Raw genomic sequence first — 15,126 nt, 5'->3', positions numbered from 1 at the left:
CCTCTATCTGGTTGAAGCGCAGCGGAAACCAGGGCGAGCCCCGCGAGCCTGCCGTTGCCCCTGAGTAGGGTTAGGGAATGAGCGATCCGGCGCCACGCCCTGGCCACAACGGTGAAGCCAGGCGCGCAAGCGCATGGATGTCACCGAGGACCTGGCGGGTCCTGGCTGTGGTGTTCACCGTTGCCGCGCTCGGATCGGCGGTGCTGGTGGTCGTGGATCTTGCTGTCGGCCGGCCTGCTGCCGGTGACCTCTTTATCGTTTTCCTCAACGGCCTCGCCGCCGTGATCCTGTGGATGCTTGCGCGGCGGACATGACGAAGGGCCGACACATTTATGTGCGGCCCTTCGCGCTTCTCCTCGGCAAAAGGAAACTGTTGGGGGCAGCGTCGGTGCTGCTTGGGGTTACAGCTCGTAGTCTCGGTGGTTCTTCCTGGGCCGGTCCACGGGGCCGGTGGCGGAGCCTGCTGTCAGCAGGGCCAGTTCCAGGATGTCTTCCAGGGAGCTCGCGTCCGGGGAAACGGTATCGTCCTCGGTCATGCGGAATTGATCTGCCATGCTCGGGACTCCTTGGCTGTGCGGGGATGAGGCTCCCTTTCACAGTATCGGCAGTTCCTGCGCGCGGGCTGGAAGTGGCGCCGCCCGCGCAGCGTTTACGCGGCCGGCGGAGATGTTCCTATAGACAACCCCTGTACCGATTTAGTTGCAGTCAAGTCTGAATCGGTGCCTCGTTTCCGCTTCAGCTTTAGGCTGGGGCAACACAGCTCATTCTGATTGGGGACAGAAATGAAACACACACTTTCCTTCGGTGCTTTGACCATCATTGCGTTCTCCCTGGCTTCCTGCTCCGCGGTAGCCCAAGACTCTCCGACGGCCAGCAGCTCGCCTTCTGTGGTGCAGGAGTTACCAACAGAGCTGCTTCTTAGTGAGGGTGGCAAAAAGGCCGTAGTGCATTCTGGCCCGTCAACCGCTCCGAGAGAAGACGCCCAGCTTACGGGACGTCTCGATAATGATGGAGCGGGCTGCTTTATCGTCCGCGCGGACGACGGTGATGATTACACGTTGGTCTTTCCTGAAGGTACGAAGTTCGATGGTGAGTCATTGGTCCTTCCTGACAGCTCGTCCGTATCCGAGGGTGAGTCGGTTTCTCTGTCCGGTGCTCGTGTTCCCGGCAATGAAAGCCTGAGCATGTGTCTGAACTACGCCCGGCTCCTATCGGTGGAAACGGCCTCAGTCGGGACTGTCTGAATAACGGTGTGTGGAGTCCGGCCTGATCCGAAAGGAGACGGCCGTGTCAGAGTCCACGTCCGAGATGGCAGGGGTGATGATCGATCCTGTGACGGGAGAGATCATCGATCAGAAGGAGCTTGCGGAGCGGTTGCTCGCGCAGGCCAAGGAACAGGGCGTGAGCCTGGTAGGCCCGGGCGGGCTGCTGAACCAACTCACGAGAAATGTGCTGGAGACCGCTCTGGAAGCCGAGCTGACAGAGCACCTCGGCCACGAGCACGGCCAGACACCGATCGCAGCCAACATGCGCAACGGCACCAGGTCAAAGACCGTGTTGACCGAGATCGGTCCGGTCGAGATTGAGGTGCCCCGGGATCGGGACGGGTCGTTCGAACCGGTGATCGTGCCCAAGCGGAAACGGCGTCTGGACGGGATCGACCAGATCGTGCTCTCCCTCTCTGCCCGGGGGCTGACGACCGGGGAAATCGCCGCCCACTTCGAGGAGGTCTACGGGGCCAGAGTCTCTAAAGACACCATCAGCCGCATCACGGAGAAAGTCGCCGGAGAACTGGCCGAATGGTCGGCCCGGCCTTTGGATCCGATCTATCCGGTGCTGTTCGTTGATGCGGTCGTGGTCAAGGTCCGTGACGGGCAGGTGCGCAACACCCCGTTCTACGTCGTTATGGGCGTCACCACCAATGGGGAGCGGGAGATCCTGGGCATCTGGGCCGGCGACGGTGGCGAGGGTGCCCGGTTCTGGCTGCAGGTCTTCTCGGAGCTGAAGAACCGGGGCGTGGAAGATGTGCTGATCGCCGTCTGCGACGGGCTCAAAGGCCTGCCGGAGGCGATCACGACCACGTGGGAGCGGACGGTGGTGCAGCAGTGCATCGTGCACCTGATCCGCAACAGCTTCCGCTACGCCGGACGCCAGCACCGCGACGGCATCGTCAAGGCGCTCAAGCCGGTCTACACGGCCCCGTCCGAGCAGGCGGCGAAGGACCGGTTCGCCGAATTCACTGCCGAGTGGGGCCAGCGGTATCCGGCCATCGTACGGCTCTGGGAATCCTCCTGGGCCGAATTCGTGCCCTTCCTGGAGTACGACGTGGAGATCCGACGGGTCATCTGCACGACGAACGCGATCGAGTCGATCAACGCACGCTACCGAAGGGCGGTGAGGGCCCGCGGGCACTTTCCGAACGAGACCGCTGCCCTGAAATGCCTATACCTGGTCACCAGATCTCTTGATCCAACCGGCGGTGGCCGTGCACGCTGGGTGATGAGGTGGAAGCCTGCGCTAAACGCGTTCGCTATTACCTTCGCTGGCCGGTTCGAAAGAACCACTCAACAATGAAAACCGGCCGGACTCCACACACCGTTTATCGGACAGTCCCCCTCAGTCGCTTCTTAGCGCCTTGGACTGTCAGCCAGTTTGAGACTGTCCGCTGTCCGAAAAGTTTTCCGCGAGGTTTAGAGTCATAGGAAGAATGAAATGGGGGATTTCAATGGAGAAGACGGATAGCCCGGCTACGGGGAGTACGGTTTCAACTTCGAAGCGAAGCTCGGCGCTTTCAGTTGTAATCGCTGGAGTCGGTTCCTTGGTGGTGATCTGCTTGACGGGTTACCTCACGATGCAGCTGCAGCTGTCCGAGATTCATGCTGTCTTGGGTCTCGATGGGCGCGCTGTTGGAGTTCCCGGCGACTGGTTGCCGTACGTGTGGCGGCTCTGTCTCGTTCTTGTCGGGCTTGCAGCAGTCCTCACATACCGCCTGCTCGTACACGGCACACCCGCCCGCCTTGTCGCTCTTGCACTTCTGACTGTCGCTGCTTTGTGGGCCACCCCGCTTGCATCAGGAGGACCCCGTGCCGGCGAGGAACACTACCCGCTGCTGGTGTACATCTTGATAGAAGGGGCCAAATCGCCCCTAGTCCTCTCTCTTATTGGTGCCCTTCTAGCTGGTCTAGTTGCAAGCCGCAGCAAGAGACGCGCCGAGTAGTCTTCCTCGTTGTCAGCCAGACTTCCAGGTTGCCCTTATCTTGTCTGGGTCAGGTCCCTTTTGAGGCTGTAGTAGAGCTCGCGGGCGATGAAGCGTTTGAGGCAGCGGATGGCGTCGGCTGATGAGTGCCCTTGAGCACGTTTGCGGTCACGGTATGCCTGGCTCCTTGGGTCATAGCGAAGTCGGCAGATGGCTATGAGGTAGATGACCCTGTTGGCTTGGCGGTTGCCTCCCCGGTGGAGCCGCATGCGGTGTGATTTCCCGGAGGAGACGGGGATGGGAGCGACGCCGCAGAGCCGGGCGAACGCGGCTTCGTTGCGGAAGCGCTCGAAGTTCTCACCGGCGGTTATGAGTAGTTGGGCGACACTGACGGGGCCGACTTGGGGCAGCGCCAGGGTGTTGGGTGCCACGGCGGAGACCAGCCGAGTCAGATGCTTGTCTACCTCGTTGATTTCGGCCGTGAGCTCGTAAACGCGGCGGCCGAGCTCCCGCAGTGCGTATTTCACTGCCTGCTCGGGCTCGTGGATCCGGCTCAGATCCGGCCGCAGGGCGCGGGCTTGAGTGGCTTTGCCCTCGAGGGTTCTGGCGGTCAGCCTGGTCCTGAGATGATCCGGTGCGGTGAGCAGAACATCCCGCAGCTGAACACATGCCGCGCTGCGGGCCTTGATCGCAGAGTCTCTGACCAGGTGAAGATTGCGGATTGCTTCGACCGCTCCGGTGGTGTCCTTCGCTGGATCTGTGCATTCACCAGAGAGAACTTTGCGGGCAGCAGCTTCAGCGTCGACAGCGTCGCTCTTACCGACGCGGTGACGGACTTGAGAGTGGCTCTTGTTTACCTCTACGACATCGATCCCTGCCGCGAGAAGGTGCCGGGTCAGGCCCGCGCCGTAGGATCCGGTGCATTCGATGCCGAATGCGTTGATGATGCCGAAGCTTGCTGCCCAGTCCAGCAGTTGTTGGTAGCCCCCGCGGTCCGAGGGGAATTCTCGGTCGCCGAGCATTCGCCCGTCCTGATCTACTGCAGCTGCATGGTGGACCAGCTGGTGGGTGTCCACTCCGATGGTTACAGCCTTGGCGGGGTGTGTCGTTGTCAGAGTCATGCCGCCTCATTCCTGTCGAGGTTGAGAATGGCGAGCACGATTGACCGGGCCGGGCGGACAAAGCACTGAAAAGCTAAGCTGCACGTTCCTATCAAGTCACGACTCCGTCCGGCCCGGTCGCCCTAGGTGAGTGGCAGGACAGCTGTACCGACAGATCTCCGCATAGACAGATTCATGCACCAAGTACCGAACGTCACGCAGCGGGCAAGTCAGGAACTGCTCCCCTGCCACAGTCTCATTCTCGGCAGTTGGCCTGTCTCCAAACATCAGGCTCGCCATAGCCAAACCTTTGGTTCGAGACGGGCAGAGCAATCGAACCGACAAATCTCCTCCAATACAGATCCGGTCCTGTGCCGAACGTCAACATGCGGGTAAGCCAGGAACTACTGCCCTGCCACAGTTGCAATTCTCCTCAGTGCGCACGCGGGGGAGGCCGCCGCGCACCTGGGGACGATCAACGATGAGGGCCGGACCCCTCTTTGCAGTGGGGCCCGGCCCGGTGTCGGGGCTAGCGCTTCAGGCGGCGGTCATAGGCCTTTTTCGGGTCCCTCGTGCAGTCCGCGATGAGGCCACGGTTGACCAGTTCGCCCAGCAGCTCCGCCAGCCGGTATCCGGCCACGTCCTCCAGTGCGAGCTTGAAGTACCGGGCGGCGAAGCTGGACCGTCCTTTGAGCCATTCCAGCCAGCCGATCAGGCACAGCATCGGGGCGCGCTGGCCTTCCGGGGTGGCTTTCATCAGCTCGAAGGCGACTTCCTGGGCGGTGTCCACGCGGGCCCAGTCTGGGCGGCTCAGGAACACACCGAGCATGATGGAGGTGAACTGCTCGGGGGCGTGGGGGACGATGTCACTCATCATGTAGTCCCGGATGGTGGGGTGCTGCAGCGCTCCTGCCAGCTGGTGTGCGGTGTGGGTGGTCAGGCTCTTGGGGTCGTCCAGCACCTTAGCCCATGCTGCCCGGCTTGCTTCGAGGTCTTCGGGCCAGCCGTCGAGCTTGTGCGCGGCGATAGCCTCGCGCGCCATCTCGTCTCCGGTGAAGGGTGCCGGGGCGCTAAATCCAGTGACGGCGCTCCCTCTGTAGATCAGCGCGGCGTTGCCGTTGCTCGTGGTGATGGTGTCCAGCGACTGGGCAGGGCAGCAGCTGCCGTCTGTGCAGTGGTAGTTCCGCCACAGCTCGGAGGTCACCAGCCATGCGTCCTGCAGCGGCATTTCTGCGGTTTCCAGTTCCCTGCGCAGAGCCTCCACGTGCCGGGCATAGGGGTGGGTGCCGTCCGTGGTGGTTTCATCGGTGTAGATGACCAGCAGGCTGCCGGTTGCGGCCTCGTCGGCGGTCAGGTAGCTGACGATGGTCTGGGCGTAAGCAACCGGGTCCTGCCCGAACGGGGCATCCACGCGCAGGGTCGCGCCGAGCTTGTTGCCTTGCACCGTCATCGCGACGAAGGACTCTGTCGGGGTCTCGCCCAGCGTGTGCGGGATGAAGGCCAGGATGTCGGCCGGACCGGTGAATTTGATGAAGTCGTTCATGGTTTTTGTCCTTGCAGAGACGTGGGTGGGTCGGGCGGCTTAGGTGACCGGCCAGCTCCCCTCTCCCCCCGGTGTTTTTTGGTTGCTGGCAAGCTTGCTTGCTTGGCGGCCGACGGAGCCCTGTCTACCCGCAGGGCAAGGGGCGGGAAATTCCCGGAGGAAATCAGCGAGGAACGAGCGCCGAAGGGAAATTCCTGCACCGCAGGCCCCGACGAAGGAGGGGCTAGATAGGGCGGAGCGGACGCCTACAATCCGAAGGACAGCAACCAGAAAACGTCGTAGACAAGAAGGGCCAGGGGGTCCGGAGCTCTGCGACGGCGCCCCCTGGACCCAACAGCCGGCCGCGCCAGCGGACGCCCTCTATCTGGTTGAAGCGCAGCGGAAACCAGGGCGAGCCCCGCGAGCCTGCCCTTCCACTCCCCTGCCCAGTGACAACCCAACGACACCACCGCCTCGTGGCTGCCGCCGGCGGCTGCCAGTCGGCACCTGGTTGCTGCGGGATTGGCGGTCCGCCGCCGGCGACCACCAACGAAAGCCGGCCACGACGGCGGACCGCCCGCGGTGACCGGCCCCGAAAGACCGGCCACCCTCGGGCCTATTCGCGGCGGTCGTGCAGCGGGACGGCTCCGTAGTGTCCGGCTGCGCGGCGGAACCGGGAGTCACTGCTGAAGATGAACGTGCCGCCGAACATGTACCACGGTGCGGGTTCACCTTCCGGGGCTACCGGCTCGGCGTGGATCACGGTTTCGCGGTGGAAGTGCTCGGTTTTGACGAGCCGGACGGCGGGCCGTTCCTCGGTGGCCTCGAAAACCGGGTCGATGCCCTCCCCGATCACGGCGACTTCCATGACGCGGGCGGAGATGCCCCGGTTGGAGAAGTCCGTACCCAGGGCGTCGCGGTAGACCAAGGCGGTGATGCCCTTGGGGGCGGTGGCGTCGTTGCTCATGTGCTGTCTCCTTCGAAGATGGTGTCGGCTGTACTGCCCGGCTCGGGCCGGGCAGTACAGCCGTTGTCAGTGCTGGTTAGGCGGCGTCCCGCACGGCGTAGGGCATCCGGTACCGGCTGGGCAGTTCTGCGGCGGCCTCGGGCAGGTCCGCCGGGCCTTGGGCCTGCCCGTTCTTCCAGTGGTAGAACGCCTGCTCGGTAATCGCGTCCCACAGCCGGGCTTTCCTCCGGTAGTAGGTGCAGGTCACGTCGCCCTCGCAATAGGTGGCGATGCCGAACAGGTTGCCGACGCTGTCAGCGGTGCGGGTGACGGCGACCATGACGTAGGGCCACTGGCCCAGGTCCCAGCCATCACAGCCCCAGCTGGAGAGCACGGCCCAGCCGTGCTCTTCGATCAGTTCCATCCAGTCGTAGCCGCCGTTCATGTGGTAGTCACCCAGCACGGTCACGCCGTCGATAGTTTCCCCGGTATCCGCGAGGGTCACGGTCTTTTTGATTACTGCGTTCATGGTTTTTGTCCTTGCAGAGACGTGGGTGGGTCGGGCGGCTTAGGTGACCGGCCAGCTCCCCTCTCCCCCCGGTGTTTTTTGGTTGCTGGCAAGCTTGCTTGCTTGGCGGCCGACGGAGCCCTGTCTACCCGCAGGGCAAGGGGCGGGAAATTCCCGGAGGAAATCAGCGAGGAACGAGCGCCGAAGGGAAATTCCTGCACCGCAGGCCCCGACGAAGGAGGGGCTAGATAGGGCGGAGCGGACGCGTACAATCCGAAGGACAGCAACCAGAAAACGTCGTAGACAAGAAGGGCCAGGGGGTCCGGAGCTCTGCGACGGCGCCCCCTGGACCCAACAGCCGGCCGCGCCAGCGGACGCCCTCTATCTGGTTGAAGCGCAGCGGAAACCAGGGCGAGCCCCGCGAGCCTGCACCATCACAAACCGGTGTGGCATGCTCGAAGGCGTAAGCAGCAGGATGTTTACACCCAGGGCAGAGGGCCCCGCCCTACCGGTTGCGGCCCTCTGCTTTGCCTTGGACGGTCACTGAAGTGTTGATAAGAAGGGAAACCCGATGGGTCTTCGGAGCTGGTTCGCCCATCGGCGCACGCCCGTGACGGCTGCTAGTCGTCCCGCCTTCGCAGCGGCCATTGAGCCGAAGGAACAGGAGCCGGTGACTCCTGAGCAGATGGCAGATCTGAAAGCGGCTTGGGACGAACTCGCCGAGGCAGCGAAAGAGTCGGCTGTCACCGGTTTTCATGCCTGCTCACGAGGCAGGAAGCCCTGGCAGGAAGATCCGGCAGCTGTGCGGAGCCTGGCGGCATTACTCCGCCGCGTCAACGCGGAGGACGCCGCTACGGAAGGTCCTACGGCCAAGTAAAAGCCGGCACAGACATTTGTGCTGGTTTCTCCTTTAGGCTTGGCGCATGGCCGAGTCCCTTCCGCGGGCACTGCAACCACCAGCCGCGGTTGCCCTGGCGAAACTCGTCAAGACCTTCCCCGGCCCCAACGCACTGCCCGGGGGCATAAACGTAGAACCCAAATGGGACGGTTTCCGCACTACTGCCTTTAATGACGGCGGCACGGTGACGCTCTGGTCCAGACAGGGCAAGGAGCTTACCCGAATTCTGCCGGACGCAGCGGCTGCTCTCGCAGAGCAGTTGCCTCCCGGTGTGGTCCTGGATGGTGAAGCCGTCATTTGGAACCGGGGCCGGCTGGATTTCGATGCGTTGCAGCGGCGCATGGTCACCTCCAGGGCCGCACTTCCGGCGATGGCCATTGAGCTGCCCGCTTCGTTCGTGGCCTTCGATGTCCTGGCCGTCGCCGGGCAGGACACCCGGGCTGTTCCGTTTAGCGGGCGACGGCAGCTGCTCGAGGAGCTCGCCCGGGACTGGACGGCCCCGTTGCACCTCTCCCCTATCACCACTGACGTGGACCTGGCCAAGACCTGGCTGCGGGATCTTCCCGCGACAGGAATCGAAGGTCTCGTGTTCAAGGGTGGCGCCCAGCCCTACGAAGCCGCCAGGATCTGGTCGAAGCTCAAGCACAAAGATGTTTGGGACGTGGTGTGTGCCGCGGTGATCGGGCCAGTCTCCCAGCCGCAGGCCATCATCGCCGGCCTGCCCATAGGCGGCGAACTGAAGATTGTCGGTCGCTCGACCGCCCTGTCCACTAAGGTCGGCCGCGAACTGGGCTGATACCTCCATCCAGCCGGGCATGGGCATCCCTGGCCGGAAGAGATCAGCGAGTCCTCCCCGAACAGATTCAGTAAGGGCAAAGGCCCCGTGCGGCTGACCTTGGTTGAACCGTTCGTAGTCGAAATTTCGGCCGACGTCGCCTGGTCCGGCACGTCCTTCCGGCATCCTGTCGGTTACCGACGCTCAAGACCGGAGTTGGACCCTGCAGACGTCATGGTTCCCCCTGAATTGAACAACAGGCGCCGCTGACGACGTAGCTGCGGCGGGTTGCACCAGTGTGGGCGCAACCTCCAGTGGGTATAAACCCGGGCTTTGTCGTACCCCTCCCCCATCATCAGAAGCGGCGGCCATACCCTGGCCGCCATCCTTTGGCGTGTCTATTCGAATATATGTTCTAAGGTTGTGGTATGTCCTCCGAAGAGTTTGCGGCTGCGCTGCAGGCGCAGTACGCGCGGCGGGCCGGCCCAATCGGACTGACCGTGGAAGAGCTCGATTTCGAGCACTTCCCGGTCAAGAACGGATATCCGGGCATCCCGGTGAAGGCGTGGATCCGGTTCCCGAACTGCGCCGAACTGGTGGACGGCGAAGTCTTCGCGTGGACAGCGAAGGCAGCCGAAGTGACGTGGAAGGACGGGCCGGTCACGTACCGGACCTGGGTGTGGAGTTCGGCGGTCACCCGCCGGGAGGAAATGATGAACAGGAACTTGGGAGAGCGGACCCGTGGCAAGAACAACAACAGCAACTGACAAGCCCCTGGACGTGCCGGTGCAGGTCCGATTTACGGCGAAGGGCATTCCCCTGGCCGTCAGATACGACGACCGGATCTGGGCCGTAGCCGCGGAACCAGTGCGCTGGTTCACGCGCGCTGACTGGTGGAATACCGCTAAACGGGCACCGGTTGGCTGCGGTGACCTGGTGAGCATTGAGCACTGGCAGGTCCAGGTCCGCCTGACCTCGACCTCGGCACTGCGCACATTTGAGCTGCGCCGCGATCCGCTCTCTGATCATTGGCTGTTGGCTGGCATCACGGACGCCAGTACGGCGGCCGCCTAAACCGGTCGTGGTTTGCGGGCTGTAGCGTCGGCGCGATGAATCAGGACGTGCCCTAGCGAAGCGACACAGCCCCGGTCCCCCACTCCTTTGAAATCCAGACCTAGGTTCGGGTTGACATCAAAACAAGCGAAGGAGATTGGCATGAAACGAAATAGCACCGTGCTTGAGTATGACAGTCTGATCGGAGCCCACTAGGACGGCCCGAACGGTACCCACCAGCCGGACATGCCGAACCTAATGACGGCTTGAATGGTACCCACCTGTGAACGTTGATCCATCCAGTGTTGGATCGACGACGGGAGGGCCGGGATGGGGTCAAGAGTGGAGTTGTTCGCGCAGATTCGGAGGGATGCCCGGGTGGAGGGCGCGTCAATCCGGGAGCTTGCCCGCAGGCACCAGGTGGCGCGGAAAACCGTGCGTAAGGCGTTAAGTTCCCCGGTCCCGCCAGAGCGTAAAACTCCTGTACGGTCCTCGCCGCGGCTTGATCCTTATAAACCGACGATCGACGCCATGCTCGTCGAGGACACGACGGCGCCGAGGAAGCAGCGTCACACTGCCCGGAGGATTCTTGCCCGGCTCATCGAGGAGCATGGAGCGGACGAGTTGTCGTATTCGACGGTGCGTGACTACGTTCGGGTCCGCCGGGCGCAGATCGATGTGGAGGCCGACCGCCGGGTTGAGGTATTTGTTCCTCAGGAGCACGCCCCGGGCGCGGAAGCGGAAGTGGACTTCGGTGAAGTCTGGATCGTGCTGGACGGGGTAAAGACGAAATGCCACATGTTCATCTTCCGGCTTTCTCACTCCGGCAAAGCCATCCACCGGATTTACCCCACCCAGGCCCAGGAAGCGTTTCTGGAAGGCCACGTCGAGGCGTTCAACGAGATCGGCGGCGTGCCGGTCAAACATATCCGCTATGACAACCTCACCAGTGCCGTCAGGGCCGTGGTGTTCGGTCAGGGGCGGAACCGCCTGGAGAATGACCGGTGGGTGTTGTTTCGCTCGTTCTATGGATTTGATGCCTTTTATTGCCAGCCAGGTCTTGCCGGCGCTCACGAGAAAGGCGGGGTCGAGGGCGAGGTGGGCTGGTTCCGCCGCAACCGGCTGACCCCGATGCCCGTGGCGAGGTCCCTTGATGAGCTCAACGACTGGATCCGGAGCCGGGAGGTTCAAGACGATCAGCGGCGGATTGATGGCAGGATCCGCACTATCGGCCAAGACTTCGCCGCCGAGCGCCCGTTCCTGGCACCGTTGCCGGCCGACGAGTTCGATCCCGGTCTGGTGTTGAACCCGAGAGTGGACCGGTCCTCAATGATCACCGTGCGGATGGTGAAGTACTCGGTGCCAGCACGGTTCATCGGTCGGCGGGTCCGGGTTTCATTGCGGGCATCCGAAGTTGTGGTGTTCGACGGCCGCGCGGTGGCGGCCCGGCACCAGCGGATTATTGCCAAGGGCGGGCAGTCGGTCCAGTTGGACCATTATCTGGAGGTCCTCAAGACCAAGCCCGGCGCTTTGCCTGGTTCCACTGCTTTGGCCAGGGCGCGGGAGTCGGGTGCTTTCACCAGCGCCCATGACGCCTTCTGGTCTGCCTCGCGCAGGGTCAACGGTGATGCCGCGGGGACCCGTGAACTGATTGACGTCCTGCTGCTGCACCGATCGATGGAAGCCGAAGACATCGAGGCAGGGATCACCGCAGCCCTTGGAGTAGGTGCCGTCAGTGCCGACGTCGTGGCGGTTGAAGGCCGCCGACATGCCTCCAGCATCCCTGCTGGTGGGTCCCGTCCTGACCGTCATCGCGGTGCTCATGCTGAAGCGAAAGTGCAACGAGTTGTCAGCCTGACCCAGCGCCGGCTGATGGACCCGGCGGCGGTCATCGCCGGGCTCCCTCCAGACAAGCGGCCGCTCCCGGCGATCAGCGCCTATGACGAGCTGCTGGCCAAACGCACCGAACACTCCGCAGGAACCGCGTCGAAGGAAAACATCTCATGAGCCCCACCGCACCGGCCACCACCATCACCCCAACCCTGCGACGGCGCCGCGGTCTGACTGAGCAGGCCGCGGTCGCGGCCGTGGACCAAGCATGCCGCCGATTGCGCCTGCCCACCATCCGGGCGGTTCTGGACGAAGCTCTGACCGTCGCGGGGAAGGAACAACTCTCTTACCAAGGCTTCCTGGCCGAGCTGCTGCTGGCCGAATGCGATGACCGGGACCGTCGCTCCTCAATCCGACGCGTCAAAGCCGCGAACTTTCCCCGGGATAAATGGCTCGGTGATTTCGATTTCGACGCGAACACGAACATCAACCCCGCTACCATCCATACCCTCGCTACCGGCGAATGGATTCGAAAAGGTGCACCGCTATGCCTGATCGGGGACTCCGGAACCGGCAAATCCCACCTGCTTATCGGGCTGGGCACCGCCGCGGCGGAGAAGGGATACCGGGTCAAATACACTTTGGCCACCCGGCTCGTGAACGAACTCGTCGAAGCCGCCGACGACAAAGTCCTCGCCAAGACCATCGCCAGATACGGCCGAGTGGACCTGCTCTGCATTGACGAGCTCGGCTATATGGAACTGGACCGGCGCGGCGCCGAACTCCTCTTCCAGGTCCTCACCGAACGCGAAGAGAAGAACTCCATCGCCATCGCTTCCAACGAGTCGTTCTCCGGCTGGACCAAGACATTCACCGACCCGCGCCTCTGCGCCGCGATCGTTGACCGGCTGACGTTCAACGGCACCATCATCGAAACCGGCACCGATTCCTACCGCCTCGCCCACAGCCTGACAAGGAACGCGCACTAAAAGGTAGCCGCGGCCGCCCGCCCCACGAACACATAGGTTGTCGTTGACCACTTCATGCCGCGCAACAGGACAGTTTGGAGACGTCAGTAGTGAAGGACTGGGCTGCTATCTTGATGCCTTCGGCCATGGTCAGATAGGGGCTCCAGAGATTCGCGACCTGATCAACGGTCATCCCGGCCTCCAGAATGTAAATCCCTGCGGCGGCGATGTCCCCGGCGTCCTTACCCACGACAGTGATCCCTACAATCCGACCCGTGTCCGCGTCGGCAACGATCTTGATGAAGCCGCGGGTATCACGGTTCACCAGCGCGCGAGGGATAAATTTGAGCGGCAGAACCCGGCACATGCACCGGATCCCTGCCTGGTTCGCTTCCTTGTCCGTCATCCCGACAGCGGCCAGGGCAGGGCTGGTAAACGTGACCCGGGGCAGGTGCCGGTAATCGACCTCACGCCCGGCACCCTCAAAGGCGTTCTCCACCATCAGGGCCCCGTGCGCGGCGGCGACGTAAACGAACTCCGGGTGACCCGTCACATCACCCGCGGCCCAGATCCTCGGATTAGTACTGCGAAGGCTCCCGTCGACCAGGACTTCCCCGCGGTCCCCGGTTTCAACGCCGACCATGCAAAGGTTCAAATCCTCCGTGACCGGGCGCCGGCCTGTTGCCATGAGCAGGCGCGCGGCCCTGAATTCCTCGTTTCCTCCTGAGACGGAAGCATCCACGACCACGTCCCCCGACACCTCATCGGTCCGGACCGAGGACGCTGTCGCTCGACGGACGACCCGGATGCCCTCATCGGCGAAGACACCGGCGAGGGCATGCCCGGCTTCAGGCTCTTCGGCCGAGGCGAGCTTGGACCGGACCAGGATGGTCACCTCCGTGCCGAGCCGGGCGAAAAGCTGCGCCTGCTCCAGCGCCACATACCCGCCGCCCACCACCAGCATCGAAGCGGGAACGTCCTGCAGCTCCATCGCACTCGTGGACGTCAGATAATCCACCTCGTCCATTCCCGGCACTTCAGGGATCCAGGGGGTGGAGCCGGTCGCGACCAGGTAGTGTTCCGCGCTGACTGTCTCGGTGGTTCCGCCCGGGGCGGTGATGTTCAAAACCGGTGCGGCTGCGGTTCCGGCGAACACCGCCGTCCCCCGCTGCAGGTTCCATCCATAGCCCGCGGCGAGATCCACATACTTCTCTGACCGCATGGATTCGACCAGTGAGCGCTTCCCGGCGACCAGTTCGGGCATATCCACCGGCTCTGCGGAGGTGCTGATACCGGGGAACCGTCCGGAAGCATCGAGGGCGACATGGCGGGCTTCCGCGGCGGCCAGCAGGGCCTTGGACGGGATGCAGCCCGTGTTCACGCACGTGCCTCCCACAGTGCTGCGCTCCACCATCAACACCCGCTTGCCACGGCTGGTTGCCCGGATGGCCGCAGCGAAAGCAGCCCCGCCGGAACCGATAATGGCCAGGTCATAATCGAAAGATGCTGCCGACACGAGGGACTCCTGAAGATGGAAGGGAAGCAGCCGCCAGCACACCTGTTGCTCAACCGACCGCCATGTGCAGCCTTCAACCGAAGACCAGCTCTGCATCCCATTCTCAACCTTCCCCTACACTGGAATGTCAAGGAATCGCCGTCCTGGCCGCCTGCTAAGAAATGAGTTCATGATGCGTATCGGTGAGGCCGCGGCAGCGGCAGGGATGACAACCAAGACGCTGCGTTTCTACGAGGACAGCGGGCTTCTCCCGGCAGCGAAAAGATCCTCTAACGGCTACCGGGACTACCATGACGACTCCGTGGCCAGGCTCGAATTCATCCGCCGCGGACGGGCCGCAGGCCTCGCCCTGACCCAAATACGCGAAATTCTTAGCCTCCGTGACGCCGGAGAAGCCCCCTGCGCCCACGTCCAAGACCTTCTCTCCAACCAGCTGGCCGAACTGGACCACCAGATTTCTGAACTAATGGCGCTGCGATCCATCGTCGCCGGCCTTCACGCCACTGCCGCGTCCGGGACCGACGCAAGCTGCGATCCCGAACAAATCTGCAGCTACCTCTGACGCACTACTCCGCCAGACGCCAGCTTCCAACAACCGGGACCCCGGGTATCGTCCCAACCCGCGGCAGTGTTTTCACAGACCCAGAAACCACGCCAAGAACCCCTAGACACCCTCACAACATCATCCCCGGACGTCCGACGGGTGGGTACCGTTCGGGCCGTCCTAGTGGGCTCCGATCACGTTGACACAATCAGTGCTGGACCTGTCCAGGATGACCGCAAAGATCGCTGCACTTGAGGGTCAGCCAGTCCC

15 protein-coding genes are annotated in these 15,126 nt (G+C 63.1%); 9 read left to right on the top strand and 6 right to left on the bottom strand.

Annotation, left to right across the window (positions count from 1 at the left end; genetic code table 11):
* Positions 1 to 77: 77 nt before the first annotated feature.
* On the top strand, positions 78 to 314 hold the full coding sequence (locus ASPHE3_RS20605; RefSeq protein WP_013603098.1) for a hypothetical protein: 237 nt from the start codon (positions 78 to 80) through the stop codon (positions 312 to 314).
* Positions 315 to 401: 87 nt separating this feature from the next.
* Here the strand turns inward: ASPHE3_RS20605 and ASPHE3_RS22395 are convergent, their stop codons facing one another.
* Positions 402 to 554: a hypothetical protein gene (locus ASPHE3_RS22395; RefSeq protein WP_013603097.1), complete on the bottom strand. Its 153-nt coding sequence runs from the start codon at positions 552 to 554 to the stop codon at positions 402 to 404.
* Positions 555 to 1,320: 766 nt separating this feature from the next.
* Between ASPHE3_RS22395 and ASPHE3_RS20600 the strand changes: the two genes are divergently transcribed.
* A complete protein-coding gene (locus ASPHE3_RS20600) occupies positions 1,321 to 2,574 on the top strand; it encodes an IS256 family transposase (RefSeq protein WP_041653295.1) in 1,254 nt (417 codons plus the stop codon).
* Between the two features lie 678 nt (positions 2,575 to 3,252).
* On the opposite strand, the gene ASPHE3_RS20590 is transcribed toward ASPHE3_RS20600, so the two are convergent.
* The 4 genes from ASPHE3_RS20590 to ASPHE3_RS20575 all read right to left on the bottom strand — a co-directional run bounded on the left by ASPHE3_RS20590 (position 3,253) and on the right by ASPHE3_RS20575 (position 7,293).
* Complete coding sequence (locus ASPHE3_RS20590) at positions 3,253 to 4,317, bottom strand: IS110 family RNA-guided transposase (RefSeq protein WP_013603094.1); 1,065 nt, start codon at positions 4,315 to 4,317, stop codon at positions 3,253 to 3,255.
* A gap of 508 nt (positions 4,318 to 4,825) precedes the next feature.
* Positions 4,826 to 5,839 carry a DUF4192 domain-containing protein gene (locus tag ASPHE3_RS20585; RefSeq protein WP_013603093.1) on the bottom strand — a complete coding sequence of 338 codons (1,014 nt, stop codon included), beginning with the start codon at positions 5,837 to 5,839 and terminating at the stop codon, positions 4,826 to 4,828.
* Between the two features lie 595 nt (positions 5,840 to 6,434).
* Positions 6,435 to 6,785, bottom strand: a complete 351-nt coding sequence (locus tag ASPHE3_RS20580) for a hypothetical protein (RefSeq protein ID WP_013603092.1) — start codon at positions 6,783 to 6,785, stop codon at positions 6,435 to 6,437.
* A 76-nt stretch (positions 6,786 to 6,861) separates the two neighbouring features.
* Positions 6,862 to 7,293, bottom strand: a complete 432-nt coding sequence (locus tag ASPHE3_RS20575; RefSeq protein WP_013603091.1) for a hypothetical protein — start codon at positions 7,291 to 7,293, stop codon at positions 6,862 to 6,864.
* 550 nt (positions 7,294 to 7,843) lie between these two features.
* Here ASPHE3_RS20575 and ASPHE3_RS20570 point away from each other — a divergent pair.
* The 6 genes from ASPHE3_RS20570 to istB all read left to right on the top strand — a co-directional run bounded on the left by ASPHE3_RS20570 (position 7,844) and on the right by istB (position 12,817).
* The gene (locus tag ASPHE3_RS20570; RefSeq protein ID WP_013603090.1) at positions 7,844 to 8,149 is read left to right on the top strand and encodes a hypothetical protein; all 306 of its coding nucleotides are present in this window, start codon (positions 7,844 to 7,846) and stop codon (positions 8,147 to 8,149) included.
* Between the two features lie 46 nt (positions 8,150 to 8,195).
* Positions 8,196 to 8,966, top strand: coding sequence for an ATP-dependent DNA ligase (locus ASPHE3_RS20565; protein WP_013603089.1), 771 nt, complete (start codon positions 8,196 to 8,198; stop codon positions 8,964 to 8,966).
* Between the two features lie 407 nt (positions 8,967 to 9,373).
* Positions 9,374 to 9,712: a hypothetical protein gene (locus tag ASPHE3_RS20560; RefSeq protein WP_013603087.1), complete on the top strand. Its 339-nt coding sequence runs from the start codon at positions 9,374 to 9,376 to the stop codon at positions 9,710 to 9,712.
* The gene (locus ASPHE3_RS20555; RefSeq protein WP_254363159.1) at positions 9,687 to 10,019 is read left to right on the top strand and encodes a hypothetical protein; all 333 of its coding nucleotides are present in this window, start codon (positions 9,687 to 9,689) and stop codon (positions 10,017 to 10,019) included. The genes ASPHE3_RS20560 and ASPHE3_RS20555 overlap by 26 nt, the downstream gene beginning before the upstream one ends.
* A gap of 309 nt (positions 10,020 to 10,328) precedes the next feature.
* Positions 10,329 to 12,005, top strand: a complete 1,677-nt coding sequence (gene istA, locus ASPHE3_RS20550; protein ID WP_013603020.1) for an IS21 family transposase — start codon at positions 10,329 to 10,331, stop codon at positions 12,003 to 12,005.
* Complete coding sequence (istB, locus tag ASPHE3_RS20545; protein ID WP_011691635.1) at positions 12,002 to 12,817, top strand: IS21-like element helper ATPase IstB; 816 nt, start codon at positions 12,002 to 12,004, stop codon at positions 12,815 to 12,817. The genes istA and istB overlap by 4 nt, the downstream gene beginning before the upstream one ends.
* Before the next feature lie 52 nt (positions 12,818 to 12,869).
* On the opposite strand, the gene merA is transcribed toward istB, so the two are convergent.
* Positions 12,870 to 14,312, bottom strand: a complete 1,443-nt coding sequence (merA, locus tag ASPHE3_RS20540) for a mercury(II) reductase (RefSeq protein WP_011691634.1) — start codon at positions 14,310 to 14,312, stop codon at positions 12,870 to 12,872.
* 172 nt (positions 14,313 to 14,484) lie between these two features.
* Here merA and ASPHE3_RS20535 point away from each other — a divergent pair, with 172 nt between their 5' ends.
* Entirely contained in the window at positions 14,485 to 14,874 is a 390-nt protein-coding gene (locus ASPHE3_RS20535) for a heavy metal-responsive transcriptional regulator (RefSeq protein ID WP_031216440.1), read from the top strand.
* Positions 14,875 to 15,126 lie beyond the last annotated feature (252 nt).

The sequence above is a fragment of the Pseudarthrobacter phenanthrenivorans Sphe3 genome (assembly GCF_000189535.1).
In the GTDB taxonomy this organism is placed as follows: domain Bacteria; phylum Actinomycetota; class Actinomycetes; order Actinomycetales; family Micrococcaceae; genus Arthrobacter; species Arthrobacter phenanthrenivorans.
This window is presented reverse-complemented; position numbering and strand designations above follow the sequence as displayed.

Excerpts from the sequence above, each read along its gene's own strand:
- ASPHE3_RS20605 (WP_013603098.1), top strand. The coding sequence starts at position 78 with ATGAGCGATCCGGCGCCACGCCCTGGCCACAACGGTGAAGCCAGGCGC.
- ASPHE3_RS22395 (WP_013603097.1), bottom strand. The coding sequence starts at position 554 with ATGGCAGATCAATTCCGCATGACCGAGGACGATACCGTTTCCCCGGAC.
- ASPHE3_RS20600 (WP_041653295.1), top strand. The coding sequence starts at position 1,321 with ATGATCGATCCTGTGACGGGAGAGATCATCGATCAGAAGGAGCTTGCG.
- ASPHE3_RS20590 (WP_013603094.1), bottom strand. The coding sequence starts at position 4,317 with ATGACTCTGACAACGACACACCCCGCCAAGGCTGTAACCATCGGAGTG.
- ASPHE3_RS20585 (WP_013603093.1), bottom strand. The coding sequence starts at position 5,839 with ATGAACGACTTCATCAAATTCACCGGTCCGGCCGACATCCTGGCCTTC.
- ASPHE3_RS20580 (WP_013603092.1), bottom strand. The coding sequence starts at position 6,785 with ATGAGCAACGACGCCACCGCCCCCAAGGGCATCACCGCCTTGGTCTAC.
- ASPHE3_RS20575 (WP_013603091.1), bottom strand. The coding sequence starts at position 7,293 with ATGAACGCAGTAATCAAAAAGACCGTGACCCTCGCGGATACCGGGGAA.
- ASPHE3_RS20570 (WP_013603090.1), top strand. The coding sequence starts at position 7,844 with ATGGGTCTTCGGAGCTGGTTCGCCCATCGGCGCACGCCCGTGACGGCT.
- ASPHE3_RS20565 (WP_013603089.1), top strand. The coding sequence starts at position 8,196 with ATGGCCGAGTCCCTTCCGCGGGCACTGCAACCACCAGCCGCGGTTGCC.
- ASPHE3_RS20560 (WP_013603087.1), top strand. The coding sequence starts at position 9,374 with ATGTCCTCCGAAGAGTTTGCGGCTGCGCTGCAGGCGCAGTACGCGCGG.
- istA (WP_013603020.1), top strand. The coding sequence starts at position 10,329 with ATGGGGTCAAGAGTGGAGTTGTTCGCGCAGATTCGGAGGGATGCCCGG.
- istB (WP_011691635.1), top strand. The coding sequence starts at position 12,002 with ATGAGCCCCACCGCACCGGCCACCACCATCACCCCAACCCTGCGACGG.
- ASPHE3_RS20535 (WP_031216440.1), top strand. The coding sequence starts at position 14,485 with ATGCGTATCGGTGAGGCCGCGGCAGCGGCAGGGATGACAACCAAGACG.